We start from the raw sequence: 24,055 nt of genomic DNA on the forward strand, positions 1-24,055 counted from the left end.
CCAGCCACCCGGGAGCCGATCATGTTCATCACCCAATTCCGTACCCTTTTGTCCGTGGCCATATTCGCCTTGCTGCTCGGCGCCTGCTCGGTCATAACGCCGCGCCAGGCAACGCCGATTTCGGAAGTCGTAAACCTGAGCAAGAACGGCCAGCCGGAGCAGGTCATCAACCGCATCGGCAGTTCCAAAACTACCTACGCGCTACGCGGATCCGATTTCGGCAAACTCGCCGAAGCGGGCGTGCCGCCGAAGGTGCTCGACTATCTGCAGCAAGCATTCCTCAACGACGTGGATCTGCTCACCCGCTATTGGGTCTTGGGAGAATCCCTGGGTGGCTGCGTCTCCTGCTATCCGCAACCGGTGGACCTGGCCAACCTCGCCGGTGGCGGCAACGGCATGGCCGATGCGCAATACGTCGCGCGCTACTCGACTTACGGGAAACCGCAGGGCCTGCCCGATTGGGTGACCGCGATCCCCGGCAACATCAACGCACCCGGCCTGACCATCGGCGAGATCGAACAGATGGTGAAGGACGGTACACCGGGGGCAGATATTGCCGCGCGCATCCGCGCGTCACGCCTGTACGACATCATCGGCACCGGGGGACTCACCAAGGTCAGTACGCACTACGTCGCCGGTTTGAGCGGCTCCGACCTCGCGCAGTTGCACAAGGATGGCGCGAGCGACGAGGTCCCGGATGCCTTGCAGCAGAAATTCCTGGCGGAATACATCGAATTCTCCCGCATCCGCTACCAAAGCTGGGGCAAGGGCTCCGGCCCGATGAAGTAATTTCAGGCGGTTCGCCGCCATCCGGCCGGCAAAGCTGACCGGTTATTTTTTCGGCTCGTCGAATAAATGCAGGTCCGTGACTGCGCCGATCGACGCAGTGGACACTAGGTGCGTGTACTTCGCCAGCAGGCCACGGGTGAAACGCGGCCTGGGTTGCTTCCACGCCGCACGGCGCTTGGCCAGTTCATCATCGGAAACGTTGAGCTGGATCAGTTGTTTGTGCGCGTCGATGGTGATCGAGTCGCCTTCTTTTACCAGCGCGATGGTGCCGCCCACAAAGGCTTCCGGCGCAACATGGCCGACCACCATCCCCCAGGTCGCACCCGAGAAACGTCCGTCGGTGATCAGTCCGATCGAATCGCCCAGACCCTGACCGGTGAGCGCAGAAGTCGGCGCCAGCATTTCCTGCATGCCGGGTCCGCCCTTCGGCCCCTCGTAGCGGATCACCACCACGTCGCCGGCCTTGATCTTGCGTTCCATGATCGCCGCCATGACCTCCGGCTCGGAATCGAACACCCGCGCCGGTCCGGTGATCGACGGATTCTTAAGTCCCGTGATCTTGGCGACGCAGCCCTCGGTTGCCAGGTTGCCCCGGAGGATGGCAAGGTGGCCCTGCGCGTACATGGGGTTGCTCCACGGACGGATCACGTCCTGATCGCGCCGAGGCTCGGTGGGAATGTGCTCCAGTTCCTCGGCGATGGTGCGGCCGGTGATGGTCATGCAATCGCCGTGCAGCACACCATTGACCAGCAGCATCTTCAGTACCTGTGGCGCGCCTCCGGCCTTGTGGAAATCAGTGGCGACATACTTGCCGGACGGCTTGAGGTCGCACAGCACCGGCACCTTGCGGCGGACGCGCTCGAAGTCGTCGATGGTCCACTCGACTTCCGCCGCCGAGGCGATCGCCAGATAGTGCAGGACCGCATTCGTCGACCCGCCGGTGGCCATCACCAGGCTGACCACGTTTTCGATCGACTTGCGGGTGATGATGTCGCGAGGACGAATGTTTTTCCTGATCGCATTGACCAGCGCCTTGGCCGATGCCGCGGCGGAATCGGCCTTCTCCGCATCCGGCGAAGCCATGGTCGAGGAACTCATCAGGCTCATGCCCAGCGCCTCGAAGGACGTGGACATCGTATTCGCGGTGTACATGCCGCCACAGGCGCCAACGGTCGGACAGGCGTTCTTCTCGATACCCTCGTAATCTTCCTTGCTGATCTTGCCGGCGCTGAATGCACCCACTGCTTCGAACGCGCTGGCGATCGTCAGGTCCTGACCCTTCCACTTGCCCGGCTTGATGGTGCCGGCGTAGACGTAGATCGCTGGCACGTTGATCCGCGCGATCGCCATCATTCCAGCCGGCATGTTCTTGTCGCAGCCGCCGACGACCAGCGCGCCGTCCATCATCTGGCCGTTGACCGAGGTTTCGATGGCGTCGGCGATCACTTCACGCGAGACCAGCGAATATTTCATGCCGTCGGTGCCCATGCCGATGCCGTCGGTTACGGTGGGCGTGCCGAACACCTGAGGCATGGCACCGGCTTCGCGCAATGCGTCCATGGCGCGGTCGACCAGCGGCTGGATGCCGGCATTGCAGGGATTCATGTTGGAATGGCCGTTGGCCACGCCGACGATCGGCTTGTCGAAGTCACCGTCCTTGAATCCGACGGCGCGCAACATCGAGCGGTTCGGCGAGCGGGTAACGCCCGCGGTGATCAGTTTGCTGCGCCAGTTGTCTGCCATGATTTCTCCTCACTTGAGTTGTAGCTGCCGCGTCCCGCATGGGGGAAGACTGTCTCAGGGAGCGGAGTCTGGCCGCGCCGAGATGCGGCGTCTAATATATTATTTACGTGGTTTTGATACTTTTTATGAATCAGATGGAACTACGCCACCTGCGTTACTTTGTCGCCGTCGCCGAGGAACTGCATTTCGGCCGCGCCGCGGAGAAACTGCACATTTCGCAGCCGCCGCTGTCGATGCAGATCCGCGCGCTGGAGAACGAACTCGGCTTGACGCTGCTCAATCGCACCCAGCGCCATGTTTCGCTGACCCAGGCCGGCGATGCGCTTCTCGGGGAGGCGCGGCATATTCTGGCACGGGTCGAGCAGGCGGTGCTGACGACCAAGCAGGCGGGTCGCGGCGAGATCGGCGAGCTTGCGATCGGATTCATCAGCGTGGCGGACTACAACGTGCTTCCGGTCGTGTTGCGCGAGTTCCGCAGCCGCTTCCCGCTGGTCAATCTTACCTTGCGGGAATCGACCACCGATGCGCAGATCCGCGACTTGCTCGCCGGCCGGATCGACGTTGGTTTCGTGCTGCCCCCGATCAACGATCCGTCGCTCGAGTCGGTCTCTATCCTGCGCGAACCGCTGATTGCGGCGCTGCCCGAAAAACATCCGCTGGCGCGCAAACCCGGCAAGCTCGCGCTCGAAAAACTGAAGGACGCGCCGTTCATCCTGTTTCCGCGACCGTATGCCCCCGGCCTGTACGACGATGTCGTCAGTTGCTGCAAGGCGGCGGGTTTCAGCCCGCGGGTGGAACAGGAGGCGATCCAGATGCAGACCATCGTCAGCCTGGTGTCCGCCGAACTCGGGGTGGCGCTGATACCGGCGTCGCTCACCAATCTGCAGCGCACCGGGGTGACCTACAAATTCTTGAAAGACGGCAGTCCGCTCACGGAGGTTCATCTCGCTTGGCGGCGCGGCGACGATCTGCCGGCGCTGCGAGTCTTTGTCGATACCGCCTTGCAAACGGCGCACGCCGCGAGCACGCCGCGAGCACGCCGCGAAAAAGAAGGTCAGTCACATGAGCGACGCCGCCGTTGACGAGCGCTCGGTATTCTTGCCGGACGAAGCGGCCACGTTGGCGCTGGGCAGCCGACTGGCGCATGTGCTCGTGCCCGGATTGTACGTGGCGCTTTCGGGCAACCTAGGTAGTGGCAAAACCACCCTGGCGCGAGGCATCCTGCACGGCCTCGGTTATCAGGGAAAGGTAAAAAGTCCAACCTATACACTGGTTGAACTTTATAATCTTTCCAAGTTAGACTTATATCACTTTGATTTTTATCGGTTCAACGATCCGCAAGAATGGCTGGATGCAGGCTTTCGGGACCACTTCGAGCCTCGCAACCTCTGTCTGGTGGAATGGCCGGAGCGAGTGCGCGATCTGCTGCCCGTGCCGGACCTGAAAATATCGTTGAGCGTAGAAGGCGACGGCCGGCGAATACGGATCGCCGCGGAAACGGAGCACGGAAAACGTTGTTTGGAACGCTTGCCAGATTGATTTTTCGGTTTGACCACCCGCGAAGTTCCGACGGGTATGGGAAGCTGTCGCGGTACGCCGTGTTCACGGCGAGTTTGCTGGTGATGTTGCAGGCACCGGGATTCGCGGCAACCCAGATCGCGTCGGTACGGGTGTGGCCCGCGCAGGAATACACGCGCCTTACGCTCGAATCCGATGCACCGATCGTCTACAACGTCTTCACGGTGGGGACACCCGCACGACTCGTCCTCGATCTCGATGATGTGGAATTCAACGCCACACTCGAGCAGCTTCCCGCCAAGATTTCACCTGCTGATCCGTATGTGAGCGGAGTACGCATCGGTCGCTTCAAGCCGGGCGTCGTGCGCCTGGTGCTGGATCTGAAAGCACAGGTCAAGCCGCAGGTGTTCGTGCTCAAGCCGGTCGGCGAATACGGTTACCGTCTGGTGCTCGACGTCTATCCGCTGGTGGAGCCTGCCGACCCGGTGATGGCATTGCTCGACAAGAAGGAATCGCCGCCCGCCAGCGCTTCGTCCGCCGAAAGTCCCGAGAAATCCGAAAAACCGGCAGCGATCTTCAACGGCGCACCTACTCCCGCAACGGTGCCGGCCGGCAGGAAAGCGGTTCCCGCTGCCGATGTCGCACGTCTGATCACCGTCGCGATCGATGCGGGCCACGGCGGCGAGGATCCCGGCGCCAAAGGCCGCAGCGGCACGCATGAAAAGCATGTCACGCTGGCAATCGCAAGGAAACTCAAGGCGCTGGTGGACGACGAGCCGAACATGCGCGGCATCCTCATCCGCGACGGCGACTATTTCATTCCGCTGGTCAATCGTGTAATCAAGGCACGCAAGGTCCAGGCCGATCTGTTTGTCTCGATCCATGCGGATGCCTACGTCAAACCACACGCGCGCGGCTCATCCGTGTTCGCGCTGTCGGAAAGAGGAGCCACTTCGGCCGCCGCAGGCTGGCTTGCAAGAAAAGAGAACGAGGCGGATCTGATCGGCGGCGTAAACATCGACGTAGCCGACCCGACGTTGAAACAGGTGCTGATCGACCTGTCGCAAACAGCGACCATCAACGACAGCCTGAAGCTCGCCAAAGCGGTACTTGGAGAGATAGGCGGCGTCAACGACCTGCACAAGGCACACGTCGAACAAGCCGGCTTCGCGGTGCTCAAGGCGCCGGATATTCCGTCCATCCTGGTCGAAACCGCTTTCCTCACCAATCCCGAGGAGGAGAAAAAGCTCAAGGACGAGAAATATCAGGACAAGATGGCGCAGGCAATCCTGGTAGGCATCAGGAAATACTTCTCCGCGAATCCGCCATTGGCGCGTTCAAAGCTGGCACAGAACTGATTGGCGAACGGTGAATCGTGAACAGATTCGTTCTCGTGCAATGATCCGTTCTTCGCTTTGACTGTTTGCCGGTCACTGATCACCGTTTACTGATGATTACCGGAATTCTGCTCGCCGCCGGCAGCGGCAGCCGCTTCGGCGGCGGCAAACTGCTGCATCCGTTGGCCGATGGCACACCCATAGGCGTCGCATCGCTTCGCAACCTGCGCGCGGCATTGCCGGAAGTCGTGGCAGTCGTGCGCAACGGCGACGATGCGCTGCGCGAGTTGCTGGAGGCAGAGGGCATTGCCGTGCGGATTTGCCCCGATGCCCATCTGGGCATGGCCCGCAGCCTCGTATGCGGCATCGACGCGAGCCGTGATGCGAACGGCTGGGTCATCGCGCTGGGAGATATGCCTTTTGTACTGCCGCAGACGATCAATACGGTGGTCGAACGCATCGTCCAATCCGGCCGCATCGCGATTCCGGCCTATCGTGGCCAGCGCGGCCACCCGGTCGCGTTCGGACGCCGCTATCTGGACGAATTGCTGAGACTCGCGGGCGACGAGGGCGCGCGCTCGGTCATCGGACGCCACCCCCGCGACCTGGATATCGTCGATTGCAACGATCCTGGGATTCTGCGCGACATCGATACGGCGGCCGACCTGGACAGGCCGGCCGGATGACTTCAATTCGGTTTCAGGACGATGGCCTTGAGATCACCATCCACGGTGAAATTACCCCTTATCTGGGCGGCCTGCGACCTCAACTCGATCGAAATGCGTCCGGTGGCGTCCTTGTTCCTAGAGACTTCGAATGCCCCGGTGGCCGACAACAATCCGGAAGACAGCTTCATATTGCGGTACTGATAGCGGCCATTCGACAGTGTCAGCGTCCCGCTGATTTCCTCGAAGCGGGTTGCTCCACCCTGTGTAACACCCCGTCCACCCGACTGCAGCGCACGCACCAGGTCTACGCCATCCAGGTCGCCTTTCTTGATGTCGAAGGTTCCATCGATCTTTGGCGAATCGAACAGCGTCGCGAGCCCCTGCGACGTCAGTGAGTAACGGAGCCCGGATTCCAGTTGTCCCGTCGACTTGGCTTCACGGGTAAACAATGCCATCAGCTCCTGGAGGCTGATGCGCTCGGTAGAGACCTCCCCTTCCACCGACCATGGTCCGCCCCAGTTTATGATGGCGCTGCCTTTGGCGGCACCGCCATAAAGCAGCGCCTCGAACTTCTCGACCCTGATCTGGTTGTGCGCAGCCACCGCCTTCACCGTGAGATCGGTAAATTCGATCTGGGGTCCGAGCGGCGGCACCCAGCCCTTTGCAGCGCTCATTGCGATATCGATCTGGTTGTCGTGGGGTACGAACTCCAGGTTCAACTTGCCGTCGGTAGTGGACAGCGCGGCCTTCTGTATCGAGCCTTCCGGCGATAGCTGCAGATCGGCGTCGAAAGGCGGGACGTTCGCAGTCCGGGACTCGATCTTGATCGATTTGATCGCGACGCGGTCGATCTGCATGTTCTTGTCGGCGACCGCCGCTTCCAGCCATTTGGGCAACCGCGGCAATACCTCTTCCGCAACCGTTGCCGAATCCACTTCCACCTTGCGGAGGATCTTGACGTCTCCGAACACCGATCCGAACTCCGGCGACAGCGAGACCTTGTCGATCTTCACGTCCTGGGTTGTACCCAGTTTGATGTTTTGAAGATTGATCGTGAATCCGCTCAGGATCGACACATGCATTGAACCGATCGATACCGGTTCCTTGATGTGTTCGGATGCCAGTTTTTCGATTGCCGGAACATAGGCGTTCATCGGCACCAGCTGCACGCCGCCGATGACGACCACGATCAGCACCGCAACACCGATGATGACCGGTTTCAAACGGTCCAGCGGCGTCTTGATCCCCTTCTGCTTCTTCAGCGCATCGACTTCCGCGCGCTTGCGATCGCGCCCTTCCTGCTCCTTGCGCCGCCTTGCAAGCTCGTCCTCGCGCGCGCGCCGCTCGTTCTCGACCTTCATCGCTTCCTGGCGCTGGCGCTCCTGCTCGCGTATGACCTTGGCTTCATCCTGCTCGCGGATGCGCGCTTCCTTTTCTTCCTGACGTTTGCGCTCCCTTTCCTCCCGATCCTGGCGCTCGCGGTCCATGCGCTCGCGCCGTTCCTGATCCTCCGCCTCGCGCCGTTCGGCCTCCATACGCGCCTGCTCTTCGCGTTCGGCGCGCTCCATGGCCATGCGGGCCTGCTCTTCCTGCTCGCGGTGACGCTCCTCCTCTTCCTCGCGCCTGCGCAATTCCTCCTGCTGCTTTTCGAATTCGGCCGCGACCTGCGACTCCATTGCCCTCAAACCGGACAGATCGAACTCCGGCAGATCACTCTTCGCGGAGGCGGCCTGTTTCGCGCGCTCCTCTTCTTCGCGCTTCCTGCGCGACTCTTCTTCGCGGCGACGGTCGGCTTCTTCGCGCTCGCGCCGTTCATCATCCTCGCGACGACGGCGGTCCTTGTCTTCGCGCTCACGCCGCTCATCATCTTCACGGCGGCGGCGCTCGTCTTCCTCTTCGCGTCGTTGCCTGTCCTGCGCGTCGCGCTGGCGACGTTCCTCGTCTTCGCGGTTGCGGCGATCTTGCGCTTCCCGGTCGGCGACCGGATCTTCTCCGCGGGCGCGGGCTGCTTCTTCGTCCTCGCGCTGGCGGCGCTCATCCTCTTCGCGGCGCCTGCGGTCTTCCTCTTGCCGTCGCGCGCGCTTCTCTTCGTCCTCACGACGCCTGCGTTCTTCCTCTTCCTTGCGCTTGCGCTCCGCTTCCGCGCGCGCGCGCTCTTCTTCCTCTTTGCGTTTGCGCTCTTCGTCTTCCCTGCGCTTGCGCTCCTCTTCCTCGCGTTTCTTAAGCTCTTCCTCCTCACGCTTCGTGCGTTCCTCTTCCTCCTTGCGTTTACGCTCTTCTTCCTCGCGCTGCTTGCGTTCCTCCTCCTCGCGACGCTTGCGCTCCGCTTCTTCCTTGCGCTTGCGCTCTTCATCTTCCTTGCGCCTGCGCTCTTCGTCTTCGCGCTGCTTGCGTTCTTCGGCTTCCCGACGCTGACGCACTTCATCTTCCTTGCGCTTGCGTTCTTCGTCCTCGCGACGGCGGCGATCGTCTTCCGCACGCTTGCTGTCCTCCTCTTCCTTGCGCTTGCGTTCCTCTTCCTCGCGCTTCTTGCGTTCTGCTTCCTCCTTGAATTTGCGCTCGATCTCCTCGCGAGCGCGGCGCGCGGCGTTTTCCGAGGTCCGCACCTGCTGTTCTTCGAGTTTCTTGCGTTCGGCCAGTTCGAAGACCTTGCGTTCGGCCTCCAGTATCTTCGAGAGGTCGCGCTGCGTCTGCGCCATCACTTCCGCCTCGACCTTGGCTTTGCGATCGGTTTCTTCGCGCAATTTCTGTCCCGCGGCTTCCTTGGCCTTGCGCTCCGCCTCGACCTTTGCCAGGCGCGCGCCTTCTTCGCGAGCTTGCTGGGCCGCCTTCTCCTTCTTCAGCCGCTCCTCCTCCTCGCGCTTGCGCTTCGCATCCTGTTCTGCCTTCGCGCGGTCCGCGGTTTCGCGCTGCCGCCACTCGCTCTGGGCATTCTGGTAAACGTTTTTTCCGGGCGAGAGCGATGAGGTGAAGTCCAGGTCATCCACGTAGGCACCTTCACCGCTGCTGCGCACCCCGGTGGAGGTATTCGCGAATTCCTTGATGTAGCCGCCGGTGGACAAGTCGTTCAGCGCCTTGTTCATCTCGGCATCGCTGAGCCTTGACTTGGACATCAGGTCGGCGACGGATGATTTTCCGTCGATCAATGTCAGGACCTTGACAAGGTCCTTGGAGAGCTTGCCGGCTTTATTCTTGATCTCCAGAACGCCCTTGCCGGTCTTCGAATAGATCGTCCTATTTTCCATCCTTAGTTCTTTCTCAGTTCCCGGGAATCAGGAATAGCAGCAACGGCCCAGCGCATACACGCCCCGTTATGCCGCGCCCGGCACCGGGGAAAAGGAAACGAACAAGGCCTCTCGCCGGAGAAGCCTTGATATACATCTAATTATTAGGCTTGGCGGGGCGCACGTCTAGGCCTGAAGAGGTTTAAATTGGCCTTGACCATGTCCTTCCAGGACCTTGGGGGACAGTCCAGGGCGCCTTCATCGCCTCGTTCGATACCAGCTTCGTTCGAAGGCAGTGGCCCGACATGCTTGCGCCGTACCCTGCCTTTTGCCCAACACGGTGCGTACCGTGTGCGAGTCGAAGAGTGGGACAATAAAAATCACCCCTGAAAGAAACCCGAAGCGGCGCGCCAACGTGAACTCAGCCGTGCGGATGCGTCCCCGTTGGGACAGCGTAATCCCGGGCCTGAACAGCGCCGCCCCCGGCTATAATCAGGTCGAACTCCGATGCCGCCTCGATGCACGCCATTCGCCTGTTGCCCGACCTCCTGATCAGCCAGATCGCCGCCGGCGAAGTGGTCGACCGGCCCGCCTCCGCGCTCAAGGAACTGCTGGAAAACAGCCTCGACGCCGGAGCCACGGAAATCTCGACGCAACTCACGGACGGAGGCATCAGGCAGATCCGCGTGGCCGACAACGGCGGCGGAATCGGCAAAGACGACCTGTCTCTCGCTCTCGCGCGCCACGCCACCAGCAAGATCACGTCTCTCGAAGACCTCGAAAGCGTCGCCAGCCTGGGTTTCCGTGGCGAGGCCCTGGCCAGCATCGCGGCCGTCTCTCATTTCAGCCTCGCCAGCCGCGCGGCCGGCAGTGCGCTTGCATGGAAGATCGAGGCCAGCGGCGGCGCGATATCCGCACCCGAGCCTGCTGCCGTAGCCGCCGGGTCGATCGTCGAAGCGTCCGACCTTTACTTTAATACGCCGGCACGGCGCAAATTCCTGCGCAGCCCGCAAACCGAATACGCGCACAGCGAAGAAACCTTCAAGCGGCTCGTGCTGTCGCGCCCGGACGTGCGCTTCGTGCTGACCCACAACGGCCGCGCGCAATGGCATCTGCAGGCCGCCAGCCCGCACGAGCGTATTCATGCAGTTCTCGGAGAAGAATTTGTCGCCGCGTCGCTGCCCGTAGACGTGGGCAACGCGGGCCTCCGCCTGCACGGTCTGGCGGCGCAGCCGGCCTATTCACGCAGCTCGCGCGATGCGCAGTATTTTTTCGTCAACGGCCGCTTTGTGCGCGACAAAATGCTGGCACACGCGGTGCGCGAGGCCTATCACGACGTACTGCATCACGACCGTCATTCGGCGTACGTGCTGTTCCTGGAACTCGATCCTGCGCTGGTGGATGCCAATGTGCATCCGACCAAGATCGAAGTGCGCTTCCGCGATTCGCGCGGCATGCATCAGTTCGTGTTTCACGCGCTGGAGAAAGCGCTATCCGCCACCCGCGCCGGTCGCACGGCCGGGGGCGAACCCGCGCCTTCGCCCGCGGCGTTTCGCGTCGATGGCGGTTTTTTCCGGCAGCCCGGCATCGATCTGCTGACCAACGAGCCGGCTTCGTTCTATGCCACGCTGTTTGGCGCGGCCGGAACGGCAACTGCGGCTGTGCCCGGCCGCCCGTCCGTTCCGATGCCGCGGGACGAAGAACACCCGCTGGGTTTCGCGCTGGCACAACTATCCGGCATCTATGTCCTTGCCCAGAACCGGCACGGGCTGGTGGTGGTCGACATGCATGCTGCACACGAGCGCATCGTTTACGAAAAGCTCAAGAGCGCGCTCGACGACGACGGTATCCCTACCCAGCAATTGCTGATACCCGCCACCCTGACCGCCAGTGCTTTGGAAGTCGCTACCGCCGCGGAAAATCCTTCCACGCTTTCCCGGCTCGGCTTCGAACTGGCCGTCATCGCGCCGAGCGCGCTGGCCGTGCGTTCGGTGCCGATGACGCTGGTGCAGGCCGACTCGGCACAACTCGCCCGCGACGTGCTCAACGAAATCGCCGAGTTCGGCGGCAGCCGCGTGCTCGCCGAGCGTCAGAACGAGATGCTGTCCACCATGGCCTGCCACGCGGCCGTCAGGGCCAGTCGCTCCCTGACCATTCCGGAAATGAACGCGCTGTTGCGCGAGATGGAAGCCACCGAGCGCTCCGGTCAATGCAACCACGGCCGGCCGACCTGGTTCCAGGTCAGTATCGGCGAACTCGACCGCATGTTCATGAGAGGAAAATGACAGGGCCGAGGAACGAGGGCCGAGGGCCGAGTGAAAGCTTGCGCCTCGTGCAACCGCCTTGACTCGAACCTCGTCCCTCGTCCCTCGAACCTCGACAGAATTGCCACCGGCAATTCTGTTGATGGGTCCCACCGCTGGCGGCAAGACCGGCGTCGCGCTGGAGCTGGCGCGGCGTTTTCCCGTCGAGATCGTCAGTGTGGATTCGGCGCTGGTGTACCGACACATGGACATCGGCACTGCCAAGCCCGACCTCGACACCCGGCTGAGAGTGCGGCATCACCTGATCGACGTCATCGATCCCACGGAAAATTATTCCGCCGCGCAATTCCGCGACGACGCACTGGAAGTCATGGTCGACATCGTCGAACGCGGCCGCGTACCGCTGTTGACTGGCGGCACCATGCTTTATTTCAAGGCACTGCGCGAAGGGTTGTCGGATTTGCCGGCTGCCAATGAGAACACGCGCCTGGTGATCGACGCGATGGCCACCGACGTCGGCTGGCCGGCGATCCACCGCGAGCTGGAACGCGTCGACCCGGCCACGGCGGAACGGCTCGATCCGAACGACTCGCAGCGCATCCAGCGTGCGATGGAAATCTTCTATCTCACCGGCAAACCGATGTCGGAACTGATTGCGACGGACAAGCCGGCCGAACTGCCTTACCGATTGATTCCGCTCGCTCTGGTTCCGGGCGAACGCAGCGTGCTGCATCAGCGCATAGCGGACCGCTTCGAGCTCATGCTCGAACTGGGACTGATCAACGAAGTCCGCGAACTGCGCGAGAACTACGACCTGAAACCCGATCTGCCGTCGATGCGCTGCGTGGGTTACCGGCAGGTATGGCAATACCTGGACGGTGAGTACGGCTTGGGCGTGCTGCGCGAGAAGGCTGTTGCCGCAACGCGGCAACTGGCAAAACGGCAACTGACCTGGCTTCGCGCCACCAAAGACGTCAGGGAATTCGACTGCCTGGCCGGAGATCTGCAGGAACAGATCGAAGCCTGGCTGCCGGAACAACTCGAGCGGTAAAGAACGGGAGCGTTGTGCACGCTCCCGGTAAATCGACAATCAGTTGCCGAGCGAATCCGCGCCGGCCTTGGCAATCTGGCCGTCCTCGGTGGATTTCACGCCGCTTACGCCGATGGCGCCGACCAGTTGCCCGCCGACCACGATCGGCAGGCCGCCTTCCAATGGCAAGGCGCCGTGCAATGCGATCAATGCATTGCGGCCGCCGGCAATCGCGTCTTCGAATACCTTGGTCGGGCGCTTGAAAGCCTGCGCGGTGCGCGCCTTCTGGATGGCCACGTCGATGCTGCCGGTCTGCGTACCATCGATGCGTTGCAGGTAGACCAGATGCCCGCCGTCATCAACCACTGCGATCACCACGTTCCAGTTATTCTTCCTCGCCTCGGCTTCCGCGGCGGCGGCGACTTTTTTGGCACCCTCCAGGGTCAGGACCTTCTTGTCCGCGAGTTGCGCGGAAGCATGCAAGGACAGCAAACCAAACAATGCAAAAAGGCACAGGGACATCAATTTCCTTGCTGAAAACATGGTTCCTCCTCGAGGCAACGGTTGTCTTTTGGCCAGGCCGGAATGCCTGGCTGTTGTGGACCGGGCGCAAAAAACCGCTTCCGGACCTTGCATGATGCATGCGCCGATTACGATAGCGCACCCCATCCGCAAATCCAAATTACTCTTCTGGAATTTCGATATGCTCGACGCGCGTTTGCGCCGCACCGCGGGCGAAGATCAGGCGCAGCGGCTCTCCCGCCGCAATATGCTCCACCGAGCGCACGATCTGCCCGCCACTTTTCTCGACAATGCTGTAGCCGCGCTCCAGTACCGCCCGCGGATTGAGGTGCGCCAGGCCCGCCTTCATTTTGACGAGTGTCGCATCATGCTGCTTGAGCAGGCGCGCCTGGCCGTGCTGCAGGCGCAACCTCAACTCCTGTTGTCTGGCGATTTGCGCATCGGTATCGGGAAATGCGCCGCGCAACCGTTGCAGAAGGCCGGAAAGATTCCACGCCGTGCCGTTCAGCGCATGCGTTGCCGCCGATCGCAGCCGCTGCACCAGATGCGCCATGTGGCGCAGCTCAGCGTCGATGCGCTCGCCCGGATGGACCAAGCTCTTTCCCAGGTAGTCCAGATGCTGCATGCGCGTATTGAGTGCACGATCGATATCTCGCGACAGCCGCGCCGCCAGCACGCCCAGACGAACGAGCAATTCGACGCGGTTTGGACTCACCAGTTCCGCGGCTGCCGTCGGCGTGGGTGCGCGCGCATCGGCGACAAAGTCGGTGATGGTGAAGTCGGTTTCGTGCCCCACCCCCGAGACCACCGGCATTGCGCAGTCGACAATCGCGCGTGCGACGATTTCCTCGTTGAATGCCCACAAATCTTCCATGCTGCCGCCGCCGCGGCACACGATGAGCACGTCGACCTCCATGCGGGCCGATGCCGCGCGGATGGCTCGCGCGATTTTCTCGCCCGCACTTTCTCCCTGGACCGGCGTGGGGTAAAGCACGACGCGAATGCCGGGCATGCGCCGCTCCAGAGTCGTCAGCACGTCGCGCAGAGCCGCCGCCTTCGGTGAAGTCACCACGCCGACGGATCCGGGAAATTCCGGAATCGGCTTCCTGCGCGAAGCTTCGAACAGGCCTTCCCGTTCGAGTTTGCGTTTCAATCGCTCGAATGCTTCGAACAGCGCGCCCAGGCCGGAGCGCCGCATGCCTTCGACGGTGAGCTGGAAATCGCCGCGCGCTTCATACAACGTCGGCAGCGCCCGTACTTCCACCTGCATGCCGTTTTCCGGCTTCCAGTCGATCAGCGCCGCCTTGTGCCGGAAAAACACGCAGCGCACCTGCGCGGTGGCATCCTTCAGCGAGAAATAACAGTGACCGGAAGCGGCGCGCGTGAAGTTGGAAATCTCCCCCGCGACCCAAAGCAGGGGAAACCCGGCCTCGATGAACTCACGCGCCCGCCGGTTGAGTTCCGCGACCGAAATGATTGCCGTATTCGAATCATCGACATGCATGCGCAGCATTCTAGATCACGAGGGTGCGCGCCATCTCGCGAGCACGGGCGTTCTTTTTGCGAAATGATTCCGCATTTCTCTCTTGACAAAAGAGATTGATACCGTCCTCTTCATCCACAGTCGTCATGAAAATGAAAGACGATCGCCCGGAAACCCGCATAACCACGGGGGGCTTGATTGCAAGATATTGTTTTTACTATAAAAACTGGGCGCGCGTTTTTTAATCGCAGAACAAAAAACGCTTTCAAAAAACCGACTTACCATGCCTTTGTGCAAACTATGCACACAGTTATCCACAAAGATTGTGGACAATTTTTTGCAGCGAGAGGGTTGGTCGCATCGCTTGTCAAGACAGTCTCGCTTCTTATCTGTTAGCTTGCCGCGCTTATCGATGCGGTTTAAAGTGACGCGGTTTTTCAAATGCTTGGGGGTCGAGCTTGTTACACATCATAGAAGCGGCTGGATGGCCGATCTGGCCGTTAATCCTGTGCTCGATCATCACCCTCGGCATCATCGGTGAACGCTTCTACAGCCTGCGCAAGGATTTTGTTGCGCCGCGCGATCTGTTGCCCAAAGTCGTGCAGGAATATCGCCAGAAAGGCGTTTCCCTCGACATGCTGACCCGGCTCGCGCAGTCCGCGATGCTCGGCAGGATCTTCGCGGCGGCGCTGAAGGAAGCCAGCAGTTCGCGCGAAATCATGAAAGAGTCTATCGAGGAGGCCGGTCGTGCCGTCGCACACGAACTCGACCGCTTTCTCACGACCCTGGGCACCATCGCCACGATGGCCCCCCTGCTCGGCCTGCTCGGCACGATCATCGGCATGATCGAAATCTTCGGCTCGCAGGGCCCGACTGGCATGGCGAATCCGGGGCAGCTTGCTCACGGCATCTCGATCGCGCTGTATAACGCGGCTTTCGGCATTATCGTTGCGGTACCCAGCCTGGTGTTCTATCGCCACTTCCGTGCCCGCGCGGATTCGCTGGTGGTGGAAATGGAAGTCCAGGCCGTCAAGCTGGTCGAGATCATCCACGGCCAGCGCCAGGCCTGAAGTCCGGGCAAGCGATGAACTTCCGCCGCGGGTCGTTCAGGGAGGAGCCGGAAATCAACCTGGTTCCTTTCATCGACGTGCTCATCGTCATCGTGATATTTCTGGCGGTGACGACGACTTACTCACGCTATTCCGAAATGCAGATCAACCTGCCGACGGCGGACGCCAGCAAACTGGTGGACCGCCCGAGCCAGATCAATGTCGGCGTGTCTGCGACCGGCCAGTACATGATCAACCGCGCCGCGGTCGCGTTTACCACGCCGGAAGCCCTGGCGGCAGAGCTGCAGCGTGCGGCCGGTAGCAATACGGATCCGGTCATCATCATCAACGCCGATGCCAACGCCACACACCAGTCCGTGATCAACGTAATGGAAGCGGCACGAGTCGCCGGCCTGGGCAAGATTACCTTCACGACCCAGCAGCAACGCCGCTGACGCTCACCCCGACCACGAGGTTGCGCGAATGAGCGGCGGTCAACCAACGCACAGCCGACGCAGAAAGGGGACAAGGTCTGGCCTTCCTCGATCGTCACTGGTATCGACTCTCCTGGCTCTCCGTGCTGCTTCTGCCCATCGCAGTGGTGTTCGGATGCGTGGTCGGGTTGCGTCGCGCGCTCTATAGGGCAGGGGTCCTTCCCTCGTATCGCGTGCCGGTTCCCGTAATCGTGGTCGGCAACATCACCGCCGGAGGGACAGGGAAAACGCCACTGGTGCTTTGGGTGTGCGATTTTCTCAGGGAGCGGGGATACGAGCCCGGCATCGTCAGCCGTGGCTACGGCGGTCGCGGTGAAACGATGGTCGTGCGGGGAAGTTCGGCGCCGGAAATTGCAGGCGATGAACCGGTATTGCTGGCGCAGCGCAGCCGCTGCCCGGTCTGGATCGGACGCAACCGCGTCGCCGCCGCCCGAGCGCTCATTGCCGCGAATCCGGGGTGCAACGTCATCGTCAGCGACGACGGTCTGCAGCACTACGGACTGAAACGCGACGTTGAGATTGCAGTGCTTGATGGCAGTCGCGCCACAGGCAACGGCTTTCCGCTGCCGGCCGGGCCATTGCGGGAAAGCACCGCGCGTCTGGCCGAAGTCGATGCGGTCGTCGTAACCGGAGATCCTTCCTCACCCGCCGCAAGCGCAAAAACATTTGCAATGAGGCTCGACGGCAACGTGTTTCGCAACTTGCTGAACCCGGCCTTCCATCAGGAAGCTGGCGCATTTCACGGCAAGCAGACGCATGCCATCGCCGGCATCGGCAATCCGGCGCGCTTCTTCGATCATCTGCAAAGGCTTGGACTGAGCTTTGCGGCGCACGCGTTTCCGGACCATCACGCCTACTCGCAAGCCGACCTCGAGTTCGGCGACGCCGACGCAATCGTCATGACCGAGAAGGATGCGATAAAATGTATTCGCTTCGCGCGCGAGAACCACTGGGTGTTGCCGGTGGACGCGCATGTCGATGCGACACTCGGTACGCTCATCCTCGACAAAATGAAAACCTGGAATGGATCCTAAACTGCTCGACATCCTGGTCTGCCCGCTGTGCAAGGGGCCACTGCTTTACAGGAAGCCCGAAAAGGAGCTGGTCTGCAAGGCCTGCCGGCTCGCCTATCCGATACGCGACGACATTCCGGTGATGCTGGAAGACGAAGCGAGACGACTTCCTCCTGAGGAGGAAGTGCGGTAATTGGTGATTGGTAACTGGTGATTGGAATGATTTCCGTCCAGTAACCAATTGCAATCTGCCAGTCACCAATCACGAATCACCAGTCACGTGACCTCATTCGTCGTCGTCATCCCCGCCCGCTATGCTTCGGCGCGCCTTCCGGGCAAGCCGCTTGCCGACATTGCCGGCAAGCCGATGGTGGTTCACGTCGCCGATCGCGCGCGCGAGTCGGGTGCGCGTGAGGTCATCGTCGCCACCGATGACCGCAGAATCCAGGAAGCGGTCGCGAAACACGGGCACGACGCGATGATGACGCGGTCAGACCACGCATCCGGCACCGATCGAATCGCCGAAATCGCCGCCGCCCGTGCATGGCCGGACGACCTCATCGTGGTCAATGTCCAGGGAGACGAGCCGCGCATTCCGCCGCAGCTGATCCGATCGGTTGCGGAGCAACTCGCCAACCATCGCGATGCGGCCATCGCTACCGCCTGCCATCGCGTTCACTCCGCGGATGAAATGTTCGATCCGAATGCGGTAAAAGTCGTGCTCGACAAGGATGGCTACGCGGCATATTTTTCGCGTGCGCCGATTCCTTACGCGCGCGATGCTTTCAAGGCCGATATCTCGCGCTTGCCGGAGGGGCTGCCGGTGTATCGGCACCTCGGGTTGTACGCGTACCGCTGCAGCTTTCTGAAGATCTATTCGACTCTGGCGCCGGCCGCCGTCGAGCGGTTCGAATCCCTGGAGCAATTGCGCGCGCTCTGGCACGGCTACCGCATCAGCGTTGCAGTGACCGACCAGGCGCCGGATCCGGGCGTGGACACGCACGAGGATCTGGAGAAAATGCGCCGGGCTTTTTTAGCGGGCACCCGATCACCCGTATAATCCGCGCTTGCAAGTGAGGCCGCTGTCGGACGGCTCGTAGGTCCCACCGGTTCGGGACGTCAACCACAAGAACAGGAGAGAAATGCGACTCATCCTTCTCGGCGCGCCCGGCGCCGGCAAAGGCACGCAGGCCGCCTTCATCACTGAAAAATTCGGCATTCCCCAGATTTCCACGGGCGATATGCTGCGCGCCGCCATCAAGGCCGGAGCACGACTGGGTCTGGAGGCAAAGAAATTCATGGATGCAGGCACTCTGGTACCGGATGACGTGATCATCGGTCTGGTGAAAGAGCGGATCAAACAGCCCGATGCCGCCAAGGGCTTTCTGTTCGACGGTTTCCCGCGCACGATTCCGCAAGCCGATGCGATGAAAAGCGCCGGTGTCCTGCTCGACGACGTCATCGAAATCGACGTGGACGACGCCGAGATAGTCAAGCGCCTGTCGGGACGGCGCGTGCATCCCGCCTCGGGGCGAACCTATCACGTGATCTTCAATCCGCCCAAGGTCCCCGGCAAGGACGACCTCACCGGGGAAGAGCTGGTGCAGCGCGAGGACGATAAGGAAGTCACCGTCAAGAGGCGTCTCGAGGTCTACCATTCGCAAACCAAGCCGCTCGTCGCCTACTATTCCAAATGGGCAAAAAGCGGCGAGCCCGGCGCCCCGAAGTACGTTAAGGTCGCAGGCGTCGGCTCGATGGAATCGATCCGCGACCGCATTTTCGCCGCACTGAAGTAACGACTGGAACCACGGAGGACACGGATACCCTCGGTGGTGAACGCTTTTCCGGAGGTTCGCCTTGACCAAGAAAATGAACGCGTTCTATGCGCAATCGGGCGGTGTGAGCGCGGTGATCAATGCGTCGGCCGCCGGCGTGATCGAGACCGCACGTAAATACAAGAACAGGATCGGCAAGGTCTACGCCGGCCGCAACGGCATCATCGGCGCGCTCACCGAGGACCTGATCGACACCAGCAGGGAGTCCGCCAGGGCGATTGCGGCGCTGCGCCACACGCCAGCCGGCGCATTCGGTTCCTGCCGCTACAAACTCAAAGGACTGGAAGAAAACCGCGCGCAGTACGAGCGTCTCATCGACGTGTTCAAGACACACCATATCGGCTATTTCTTCTACAACGGCGGCGGCGATTCCGCCGATACCTGCCTGAAGGTTTCACGGCTGTCCGAGTCCCTCGGCTATCCAGTCCAGGCGATCCATGTCCCCAAGACCGTGGACAACGATTTGCCGATCACGGATTGCTGCCCGGGTTTCGGCTCGGTCGCGAAGTACATCGCGGTGTCCACGCGCGAGGCGAGCTTCGATGTCGCCTCGATGGCGAAGACTTCGACGAAAGTCTTCATCCTGGAAGTCATGGGACGCCACGCAGGCTGGATCGCGGCGGCGGGCGGCCTTGCGGCCGACAAGCCCGGCGATCTGCCGATCATGATCCTGTTCCCGGAAATACGCTTCGACAAAGCCCAGTTTCTCGCCCGGGTCGAAGCGCTGGTGAAGCGATACGGCTACTGTTCGATTGTCGTCTCCGAGGGCTTGCGGGACGCCGCGGGCACATTCCTGGCGGATCAGGGGCTGCGCGACGCATTCGGTCATGCGCAGCTCGGCGGCGTGGCGCCGGTGGTCGCGGCGGTGGTGAAGGAAGGCCTCAAGCTCAAGATTCACTGGGCCGTGGCCGACTATCTGCAGCGCTCGGCAAGGCATATCGCTTCGAAGACCGATGTTGCCCAGGCCTACGCGGTCGGCAAGGCCGCGGTGGAGCTGGCGCTCAAGGGCCGCAATGCAGTGATGCCGACCATCGTGCGCAAGTCGAACAAGCCCTACAAATGGACCGTCGGGGTGGCGAACCTGGACGATGTCGCCAATGTCGAGAAGAAACTGCCACGCGATTTCATTACCGACGACGGTTTCGGCATCACAGAGAAATGCCGGCAATATCTGGCCCCGCTGATCCAGGGCGAGGACTATCCGCCATTCAAGAACGGGCTGCCTCAGTACGTGACGCTCAAGAATGCCGCCGTTCCCGGGAAACTGCCAGAATTCAAGCTTTGAGCGGAATCCGGCTTTCCGGCGGGAAGTCGGTTAAAATCGCGCGCTAACTTGCCGGCGTAGCGGCTGCCCGGACATGCCGGCAGGATGCAGCCTCAGGTTGTCACTCCAGGGCACGTACTTTCCCAAGGGTTTAGGGGCCGGCCCATTTTTCGGCCCTGTATTGAATTGATATCGATAAAGGGGGATTCATGTCTTTAGCACTGATCTTCGCGCTCGTCTGCGCGATCATCGGGATTGCCTACGGGGCGATTTCCATCAAATGGATTCTCGGCCGACCCGCCGGCAATGCGCGCATGCAGGAAATCGCCGCTGCCATACAACAAGGTGCGCAGGCCTATCTGAACCGGCAGTACACGACCATCGCCATTGTTGGCGTCATCCTGTTCGTGGTGCTCGGGTTCGGGCTCGACTGGTACTCCGCGATCGGTTTCCTGATCGGCGCCGTGCTGTCGGGGTTGACGGGCTTCATCGGCATGAATGTCTCCGTGCGCGCCAACGTGCGCACCGCCGAAGCCGCCAACAACGGCATCAATGCCGCTCTCCAGGTCGCATTCCGCGGCGGCGCGATCACCGGCATGCTGGTGGTTGGGCTCGGCCTGCTCGGCGTGGCTGGCTATTACGGCATTCTGCTGACCATGATCGAGCCCGACAAGGCGCTGCACTCACTGGTCGGGCTGGCCTTCGGTTCTTCATTGATCTCGATTTTCGCGCGCCTCGGCGGCGGCATCTTCACCAAGGGCGCCGACGTCGGTGCCGACCTGGTGGGCAAGGTGGAAGCTGGCATTCCCGAAGACGATCCGCGCAATCCGGCGGTGATAGCCGACAACGTCGGTGACAATGTCGGTGACTGCGCCGGCATGGCGGCCGACCTGTTCGAGACCTACGCCGTCACTATTGTCGCCACGATGCTGCTCGGCGGCCTGATGCTCAGCCAGGTGGGTCCCAACGCCGTGCTCTATCCGCTGGTCTTGGGCGGCGCTTCGATCATCGCTTCCATCATCGGCACGTTCTTCGTCAAGGCGAAAGAGGGCGGCAAGATCATGAACGCACTCTACAAGGGCGTGATCGTGTCGGGCGTGCTCGCTGCCATCGCCTTTTACTTCATCACCAACAAGATGATGGCCGACAGCCCGCTGGGTGCGATGCATCTGTTTTACGCATCGCTCGTCGGCCTGATCCTCACCGCGTTGATGGTGGTCATCACCGAGTACTACACCGCTACCGAATACGCGCCGGTACGTCACGTCGCCGCGGCTTCGCAGACCGGTCACGCAACCAACATCATCGCCGGCCTGGGCGTGTCCATGAAGTCCACCGCGCTGCCTGTGCTCGCCGTCTGCGCCGCGATCTGGGCTGCTTACACATTCGCCGGACTGTACGGCATCGCCATTGCCGCCACCGCAATGCTGTCGATGACGGGCATGATCGTAGCACTCGATGCCTATGGCCCGATCACCGACAACGCCGGCGGCATCGCCGAAATGGCTGGGCTGCCCGCGAAGATCCGCGACATCACCGACCCGCTGGACGCGGTGGGCAACACCACCAAGGCCGTGACCAAGGGCTATGCAATCGGCTCCGCCGGCCTCGCTGCATTGGTGCTGTTCGCCGATTACACACACAACCTGGCAGCCCTGCATAAGCTCGGTCCCGACACGCTGGTCAAGGGCTTCGAACTCTCCGACCCGGCGATCATCATCGGCCTGTTCATCGGCGGACTGGTGCCCTACCTGTTCGGCGCCATGGCGATGGAAGCCGTCGGACGTGCCGCTGGTGCAGTGGTGAACGAAGTGCGCCGCCAGTTCCGCGAGATCAAGGGCATCATGGAAGGCACCGCGAAGCCGGATTATTCACGCGCAGTGGACATGCTGACCAAGGCCGCCATCAAGGAAATGCTGATTCCGTCGCTGCTGCCGGTGCTGGTTCCGGTGATAGTCGCCTTCGGCATGAACTGGCTGATGGGTCCGGGCGCCGGCATTCGCGCGCTCGGCGGCCTGCTGATCGGCACCATCGTCACCGGCCTGTTCGTCGCCATCTCGATGACGACCGGCGGCGGTGCCTGGGACAACGCCAAGAAATACATCGAAGACGGTCACTACGGCGGCAAGGGTTCCGATGCTCACAAGGCAGCGGTGACAGGCGATACCGTGGGCGACCCTTACAAGGACACGGCCGGCCCAGCCGTGAATCCGTTGATCAAGATCATCAACATCGTGGCGCTGCTGCTGGTTCCATTGCTGTAGCGCGCGCCTGACGTTCTGCCAAAAAATCCCGCGGCGCGAAGGTGCCGCGGGATTTTTTTAAGGTGCATCAGACTTTCCCGTAGGTAGAGACAGGCCGGTGGGTGGCAAGACTCAAAAACCACTCACCGCAAAGGACGCAAAGGACGCAAAGGACGCAAAGGTAAAGTCAAAGGCGAAGAAGGATACAAAAGCAATTTCCGTGAGCCAAAACCAACAGGCATGGTATTTTCCCGTCGAGGGTTGTCTCTCCCTGGTTTTCCTTCGCGTCCTTGGCGTCCTTTGCGGTGAATGTTTTTCCTTCGTGACGTTGACCCTATCCCGCAAGTCAGTGAAAATTAACCTCCGACCCACACGAAAATTGGATGAACATTTTTTAACGGCCAACGGGAATTACGCAGCGTCCGTTGATACATGCGGCCACCGGTTCCGGTAGTGCAACGCATGCGGCGACGGGAACTCCCCGCTTCTGCGCATCCTCGAGCGCAAAGTTGTATTCGGCGATCTTGGTTTCGAGCGCGGCCTTGTCGGTCGACCGCCAGGAATACGCGATGTATTCGGCCGGGCCGCCGCAGGCATTCGCGCCCAGTGCGGCGATCCGGCAGTTCACCAGATTCGCGCAAACTGCCGACCCCAACAGCACCGTGATGTCATTGCGCAGCCGCGCGAGTTCCACTTCCGCGCCGACGGCGGCCTTTTCATCTGCGCACACACCGCCGTTCAGGCCGGCCACCAGGACAATGCCAACCAGCAACCGAACCATCGGATTCATGCCAACCTCCCCGACTCGTCGGCTGCCACTATTTCACGTGAATGGCAGACAGCGCAAGCTGCCGGCGGATTCGACTCGGACGCCGCTTTCTGAGAAAGTACCGGCCCTCGAAGCTTTTCGCAGTCCTCAACAAACCCATGGCCCTCAAGGCAACCATTTTCAAAGCCGAGCTGCGCATAGCGGACATGGAGCGCGGCTACTACCACGATCACGCGCTCACCGTCGCGCGCCATCCGTCGGAGACCGATGAACGCATGATGGTGCGGCTGCTGGTGTTCGCGTTGAACGCCGATGAGACCTTGGCATTCGGCGCCGGACTGAGCACCGACGACGAACCCGACCTGTGGCGCAAGGATCTGACCGGCAGCATCGAAACCTGGATCGACGTCGGTCTGCCCGACGAGAAACGCATCCGCAAGGCCTGCGGCCGCGCCGACGAGGTGTTCGTCTACAGCTACGGCGGCCATGCCGCGGAACTCTGGTGGCAACAGGTCGGCGACAAGCTCGCGCGGTCGAACAAGCTCACGGTCATCAATCTTCCGCAGACAGGTACGCAGGCCCTGGCCGGCCTGGCGGCGCGCAACATGCAATTGCAAGTCACCATCCAGGACGGACAGGTATGGGTGGCGGACGATCACGACTCGGTACAACTGGACCCGAAAACGATTCTGGCGGCAAAACCCGAGTGGAGCTGAGGTCGGCGTTGCCGCCAGCGCGGGATTATTCGAACGAATGCTGGTGAGGAGCCACACCAAGTGGCATCGTAGTTTGCAAAAGTCCCGAATTGGG

21 protein-coding genes are annotated in these 24,055 nt (G+C 61.5%); 16 read left to right on the plus strand and 5 right to left on the minus strand.

Annotation, left to right across the window (positions count from 1 at the left end; translation table 11 throughout):
• Window positions 1-21: 21 nt before the first annotated feature.
• Entirely contained in the window at window positions 22-789 is a 768-nt protein-coding gene (locus tag HY067_02105; protein MBI3526739.1) for a hypothetical protein, read from the plus strand.
• A gap of 42 nt (window positions 790-831) precedes the next feature.
• Here the strand turns inward: HY067_02105 and ilvD are convergent, their stop codons facing one another.
• Window positions 832-2,532 (minus strand): dihydroxy-acid dehydratase, encoded by a 1,701-nt coding sequence (ilvD, locus tag HY067_02110; protein MBI3526740.1) that lies wholly within the window; start codon window positions 2,530-2,532, stop codon window positions 832-834.
• Between the two features lie 134 nt (window positions 2,533-2,666).
• On the opposite strand from ilvD, the gene HY067_02115 reads away from it, so the two are divergent.
• The 4 genes from HY067_02115 (at window position 2,667) to HY067_02130 (ending at window position 6,073) form a co-directional block, all read left to right on the plus strand.
• Window positions 2,667-3,614, plus strand: coding sequence for a LysR family transcriptional regulator (locus HY067_02115; GenBank protein ID MBI3526741.1), 948 nt, complete (start codon window positions 2,667-2,669; stop codon window positions 3,612-3,614).
• Window positions 3,595-4,071, plus strand: coding sequence for a tRNA (adenosine(37)-N6)-threonylcarbamoyltransferase complex ATPase subunit type 1 TsaE (gene tsaE / locus HY067_02120; protein MBI3526742.1), 477 nt, complete (start codon window positions 3,595-3,597; stop codon window positions 4,069-4,071). Before HY067_02115 ends, tsaE begins: the two co-directional genes overlap by 20 nt.
• 83 nt (window positions 4,072-4,154) lie before the next feature.
• Window positions 4,155-5,408, plus strand: a complete 1,254-nt coding sequence (locus tag HY067_02125) for an N-acetylmuramoyl-L-alanine amidase (protein ID MBI3526743.1) — start codon at window positions 4,155-4,157, stop codon at window positions 5,406-5,408.
• A 92-nt stretch (window positions 5,409-5,500) separates the two neighbouring features.
• Window positions 5,501-6,073, plus strand: coding sequence for a nucleotidyltransferase family protein (locus HY067_02130; protein ID MBI3526744.1), 573 nt, complete (start codon window positions 5,501-5,503; stop codon window positions 6,071-6,073).
• Window positions 6,074-6,075: 2 nt separating this feature from the next.
• Here the strand turns inward: HY067_02130 and HY067_02135 are convergent, their stop codons facing one another.
• Window positions 6,076-9,300: a hypothetical protein gene (locus tag HY067_02135; protein MBI3526745.1), complete on the minus strand. Its 3,225-nt coding sequence runs from the start codon at window positions 9,298-9,300 to the stop codon at window positions 6,076-6,078.
• 497 nt (window positions 9,301-9,797) lie between these two features.
• Here HY067_02135 and mutL point away from each other — a divergent pair, with 497 nt between their 5' ends.
• Both mutL and miaA read left to right on the plus strand, forming a co-directional pair.
• The gene (gene mutL / locus HY067_02140; GenBank protein MBI3526746.1) at window positions 9,798-11,564 is read left to right on the plus strand and encodes a DNA mismatch repair endonuclease MutL; all 1,767 of its coding nucleotides are present in this window, start codon (window positions 9,798-9,800) and stop codon (window positions 11,562-11,564) included.
• Window positions 11,565-11,685: 121 nt separating this feature from the next.
• Window positions 11,686-12,594, plus strand: coding sequence for a tRNA (adenosine(37)-N6)-dimethylallyltransferase MiaA (gene miaA / locus HY067_02145; GenBank protein MBI3526747.1), 909 nt, complete (start codon window positions 11,686-11,688; stop codon window positions 12,592-12,594).
• A 39-nt stretch (window positions 12,595-12,633) separates the two neighbouring features.
• Here the strand turns inward: miaA and HY067_02150 are convergent, their stop codons facing one another.
• The gene (locus HY067_02150) at window positions 12,634-13,095 is read right to left on the minus strand and encodes a heme-binding protein (GenBank protein ID MBI3526748.1); all 462 of its coding nucleotides are present in this window, start codon (window positions 13,093-13,095) and stop codon (window positions 12,634-12,636) included.
• A 160-nt stretch (window positions 13,096-13,255) separates the two neighbouring features.
• Window positions 13,256-14,599: an exodeoxyribonuclease VII large subunit gene (locus tag HY067_02155; GenBank protein ID MBI3526749.1), complete on the minus strand. Its 1,344-nt coding sequence runs from the start codon at window positions 14,597-14,599 to the stop codon at window positions 13,256-13,258.
• Between the two features lie 437 nt (window positions 14,600-15,036).
• On the opposite strand from HY067_02155, the gene HY067_02160 reads away from it, so the two are divergent.
• The 8 genes from HY067_02160 (at window position 15,037) to HY067_02195 (ending at window position 22,497) form a co-directional block, all read left to right on the plus strand.
• Entirely contained in the window at window positions 15,037-15,648 is a 612-nt protein-coding gene (locus tag HY067_02160) for a MotA/TolQ/ExbB proton channel family protein (protein MBI3526750.1), read from the plus strand.
• A 14-nt stretch (window positions 15,649-15,662) separates the two neighbouring features.
• Window positions 15,663-16,082 carry a biopolymer transporter ExbD gene (locus HY067_02165; GenBank protein ID MBI3526751.1) on the plus strand — a complete coding sequence of 140 codons (420 nt, stop codon included), beginning with the start codon at window positions 15,663-15,665 and terminating at the stop codon, window positions 16,080-16,082.
• A gap of 77 nt (window positions 16,083-16,159) precedes the next feature.
• Window positions 16,160-17,155 carry a tetraacyldisaccharide 4'-kinase gene (locus HY067_02170; protein MBI3526752.1) on the plus strand — a complete coding sequence of 332 codons (996 nt, stop codon included), beginning with the start codon at window positions 16,160-16,162 and terminating at the stop codon, window positions 17,153-17,155.
• Window positions 17,145-17,327, plus strand: a complete 183-nt coding sequence (locus HY067_02175; GenBank protein ID MBI3526753.1) for a Trm112 family protein — start codon at window positions 17,145-17,147, stop codon at window positions 17,325-17,327. Before HY067_02170 ends, HY067_02175 begins: the two co-directional genes overlap by 11 nt.
• 87 nt (window positions 17,328-17,414) lie before the next feature.
• Entirely contained in the window at window positions 17,415-18,194 is a 780-nt protein-coding gene (gene kdsB / locus HY067_02180; protein ID MBI3526754.1) for a 3-deoxy-manno-octulosonate cytidylyltransferase, read from the plus strand.
• An 82-nt stretch (window positions 18,195-18,276) separates the two neighbouring features.
• A complete protein-coding gene (gene adk / locus HY067_02185; GenBank protein ID MBI3526755.1) occupies window positions 18,277-18,930 on the plus strand; it encodes an adenylate kinase in 654 nt (217 codons plus the stop codon).
• Window positions 18,931-19,003: 73 nt separating this feature from the next.
• Entirely contained in the window at window positions 19,004-20,254 is a 1,251-nt protein-coding gene (locus tag HY067_02190) for a 6-phosphofructokinase (GenBank protein ID MBI3526756.1), read from the plus strand.
• A gap of 188 nt (window positions 20,255-20,442) precedes the next feature.
• Entirely contained in the window at window positions 20,443-22,497 is a 2,055-nt protein-coding gene (locus HY067_02195; GenBank protein ID MBI3526757.1) for a sodium-translocating pyrophosphatase, read from the plus strand.
• Window positions 22,498-22,870: 373 nt separating this feature from the next.
• On the opposite strand, the gene HY067_02200 is transcribed toward HY067_02195, so the two are convergent.
• The gene (locus tag HY067_02200; protein MBI3526758.1) at window positions 22,871-23,266 is read right to left on the minus strand and encodes a hypothetical protein; all 396 of its coding nucleotides are present in this window, start codon (window positions 23,264-23,266) and stop codon (window positions 22,871-22,873) included.
• A 137-nt stretch (window positions 23,267-23,403) separates the two neighbouring features.
• Here HY067_02200 and HY067_02205 point away from each other — a divergent pair, with 137 nt between their 5' ends.
• Entirely contained in the window at window positions 23,404-23,961 is a 558-nt protein-coding gene (locus HY067_02205; GenBank protein ID MBI3526759.1) for a YaeQ family protein, read from the plus strand.
• Window positions 23,962-24,055 lie beyond the last annotated feature (94 nt).

The organism is Betaproteobacteria bacterium, assembly GCA_016194905.1.
Taxonomy (GTDB): Bacteria; Pseudomonadota; Gammaproteobacteria; order Burkholderiales; family JACQAP01; genus JACQAP01.

What these genes read in the sequence shown, in the direction of transcription:
- HY067_02105 (MBI3526739.1), top strand. Translation starts at nt 22, where the DNA reads ATGTTCATCACCCAATTCCGTACCCTTTTGTCCGTGGCCATATTCGCC.
- ilvD (MBI3526740.1), bottom strand. Translation starts at nt 2,532, where the DNA reads ATGGCAGACAACTGGCGCAGCAAACTGATCACCGCGGGCGTTACCCGC.
- HY067_02115 (MBI3526741.1), top strand. Translation starts at nt 2,667, where the DNA reads ATGGAACTACGCCACCTGCGTTACTTTGTCGCCGTCGCCGAGGAACTG.
- tsaE (MBI3526742.1), top strand. Translation starts at nt 3,595, where the DNA reads ATGAGCGACGCCGCCGTTGACGAGCGCTCGGTATTCTTGCCGGACGAA.
- HY067_02125 (MBI3526743.1), top strand. Translation starts at nt 4,155, where the DNA reads ATGTTGCAGGCACCGGGATTCGCGGCAACCCAGATCGCGTCGGTACGG.
- HY067_02130 (MBI3526744.1), top strand. Translation starts at nt 5,501, where the DNA reads ATGATTACCGGAATTCTGCTCGCCGCCGGCAGCGGCAGCCGCTTCGGC.
- HY067_02135 (MBI3526745.1), bottom strand. Translation starts at nt 9,300, where the DNA reads ATGGAAAATAGGACGATCTATTCGAAGACCGGCAAGGGCGTTCTGGAG.
- mutL (MBI3526746.1), top strand. Translation starts at nt 9,798, where the DNA reads ATGCACGCCATTCGCCTGTTGCCCGACCTCCTGATCAGCCAGATCGCC.
- miaA (MBI3526747.1), top strand. Translation starts at nt 11,686, where the DNA reads ATGGGTCCCACCGCTGGCGGCAAGACCGGCGTCGCGCTGGAGCTGGCG.
- HY067_02150 (MBI3526748.1), bottom strand. Translation starts at nt 13,095, where the DNA reads ATGTCCCTGTGCCTTTTTGCATTGTTTGGTTTGCTGTCCTTGCATGCT.
- HY067_02155 (MBI3526749.1), bottom strand. Translation starts at nt 14,599, where the DNA reads ATGCATGTCGATGATTCGAATACGGCAATCATTTCGGTCGCGGAACTC.
- HY067_02165 (MBI3526751.1), top strand. Translation starts at nt 15,663, where the DNA reads ATGAACTTCCGCCGCGGGTCGTTCAGGGAGGAGCCGGAAATCAACCTG.
- HY067_02175 (MBI3526753.1), top strand. Translation starts at nt 17,145, where the DNA reads ATGGATCCTAAACTGCTCGACATCCTGGTCTGCCCGCTGTGCAAGGGG.
- adk (MBI3526755.1), top strand. Translation starts at nt 18,277, where the DNA reads ATGCGACTCATCCTTCTCGGCGCGCCCGGCGCCGGCAAAGGCACGCAG.
- HY067_02190 (MBI3526756.1), top strand. Translation starts at nt 19,004, where the DNA reads ATGAACGCGTTCTATGCGCAATCGGGCGGTGTGAGCGCGGTGATCAAT.
- HY067_02195 (MBI3526757.1), top strand. Translation starts at nt 20,443, where the DNA reads ATGTCTTTAGCACTGATCTTCGCGCTCGTCTGCGCGATCATCGGGATT.
- HY067_02200 (MBI3526758.1), bottom strand. Translation starts at nt 23,266, where the DNA reads ATGAATCCGATGGTTCGGTTGCTGGTTGGCATTGTCCTGGTGGCCGGC.
- HY067_02205 (MBI3526759.1), top strand. Translation starts at nt 23,404, where the DNA reads ATGGCCCTCAAGGCAACCATTTTCAAAGCCGAGCTGCGCATAGCGGAC.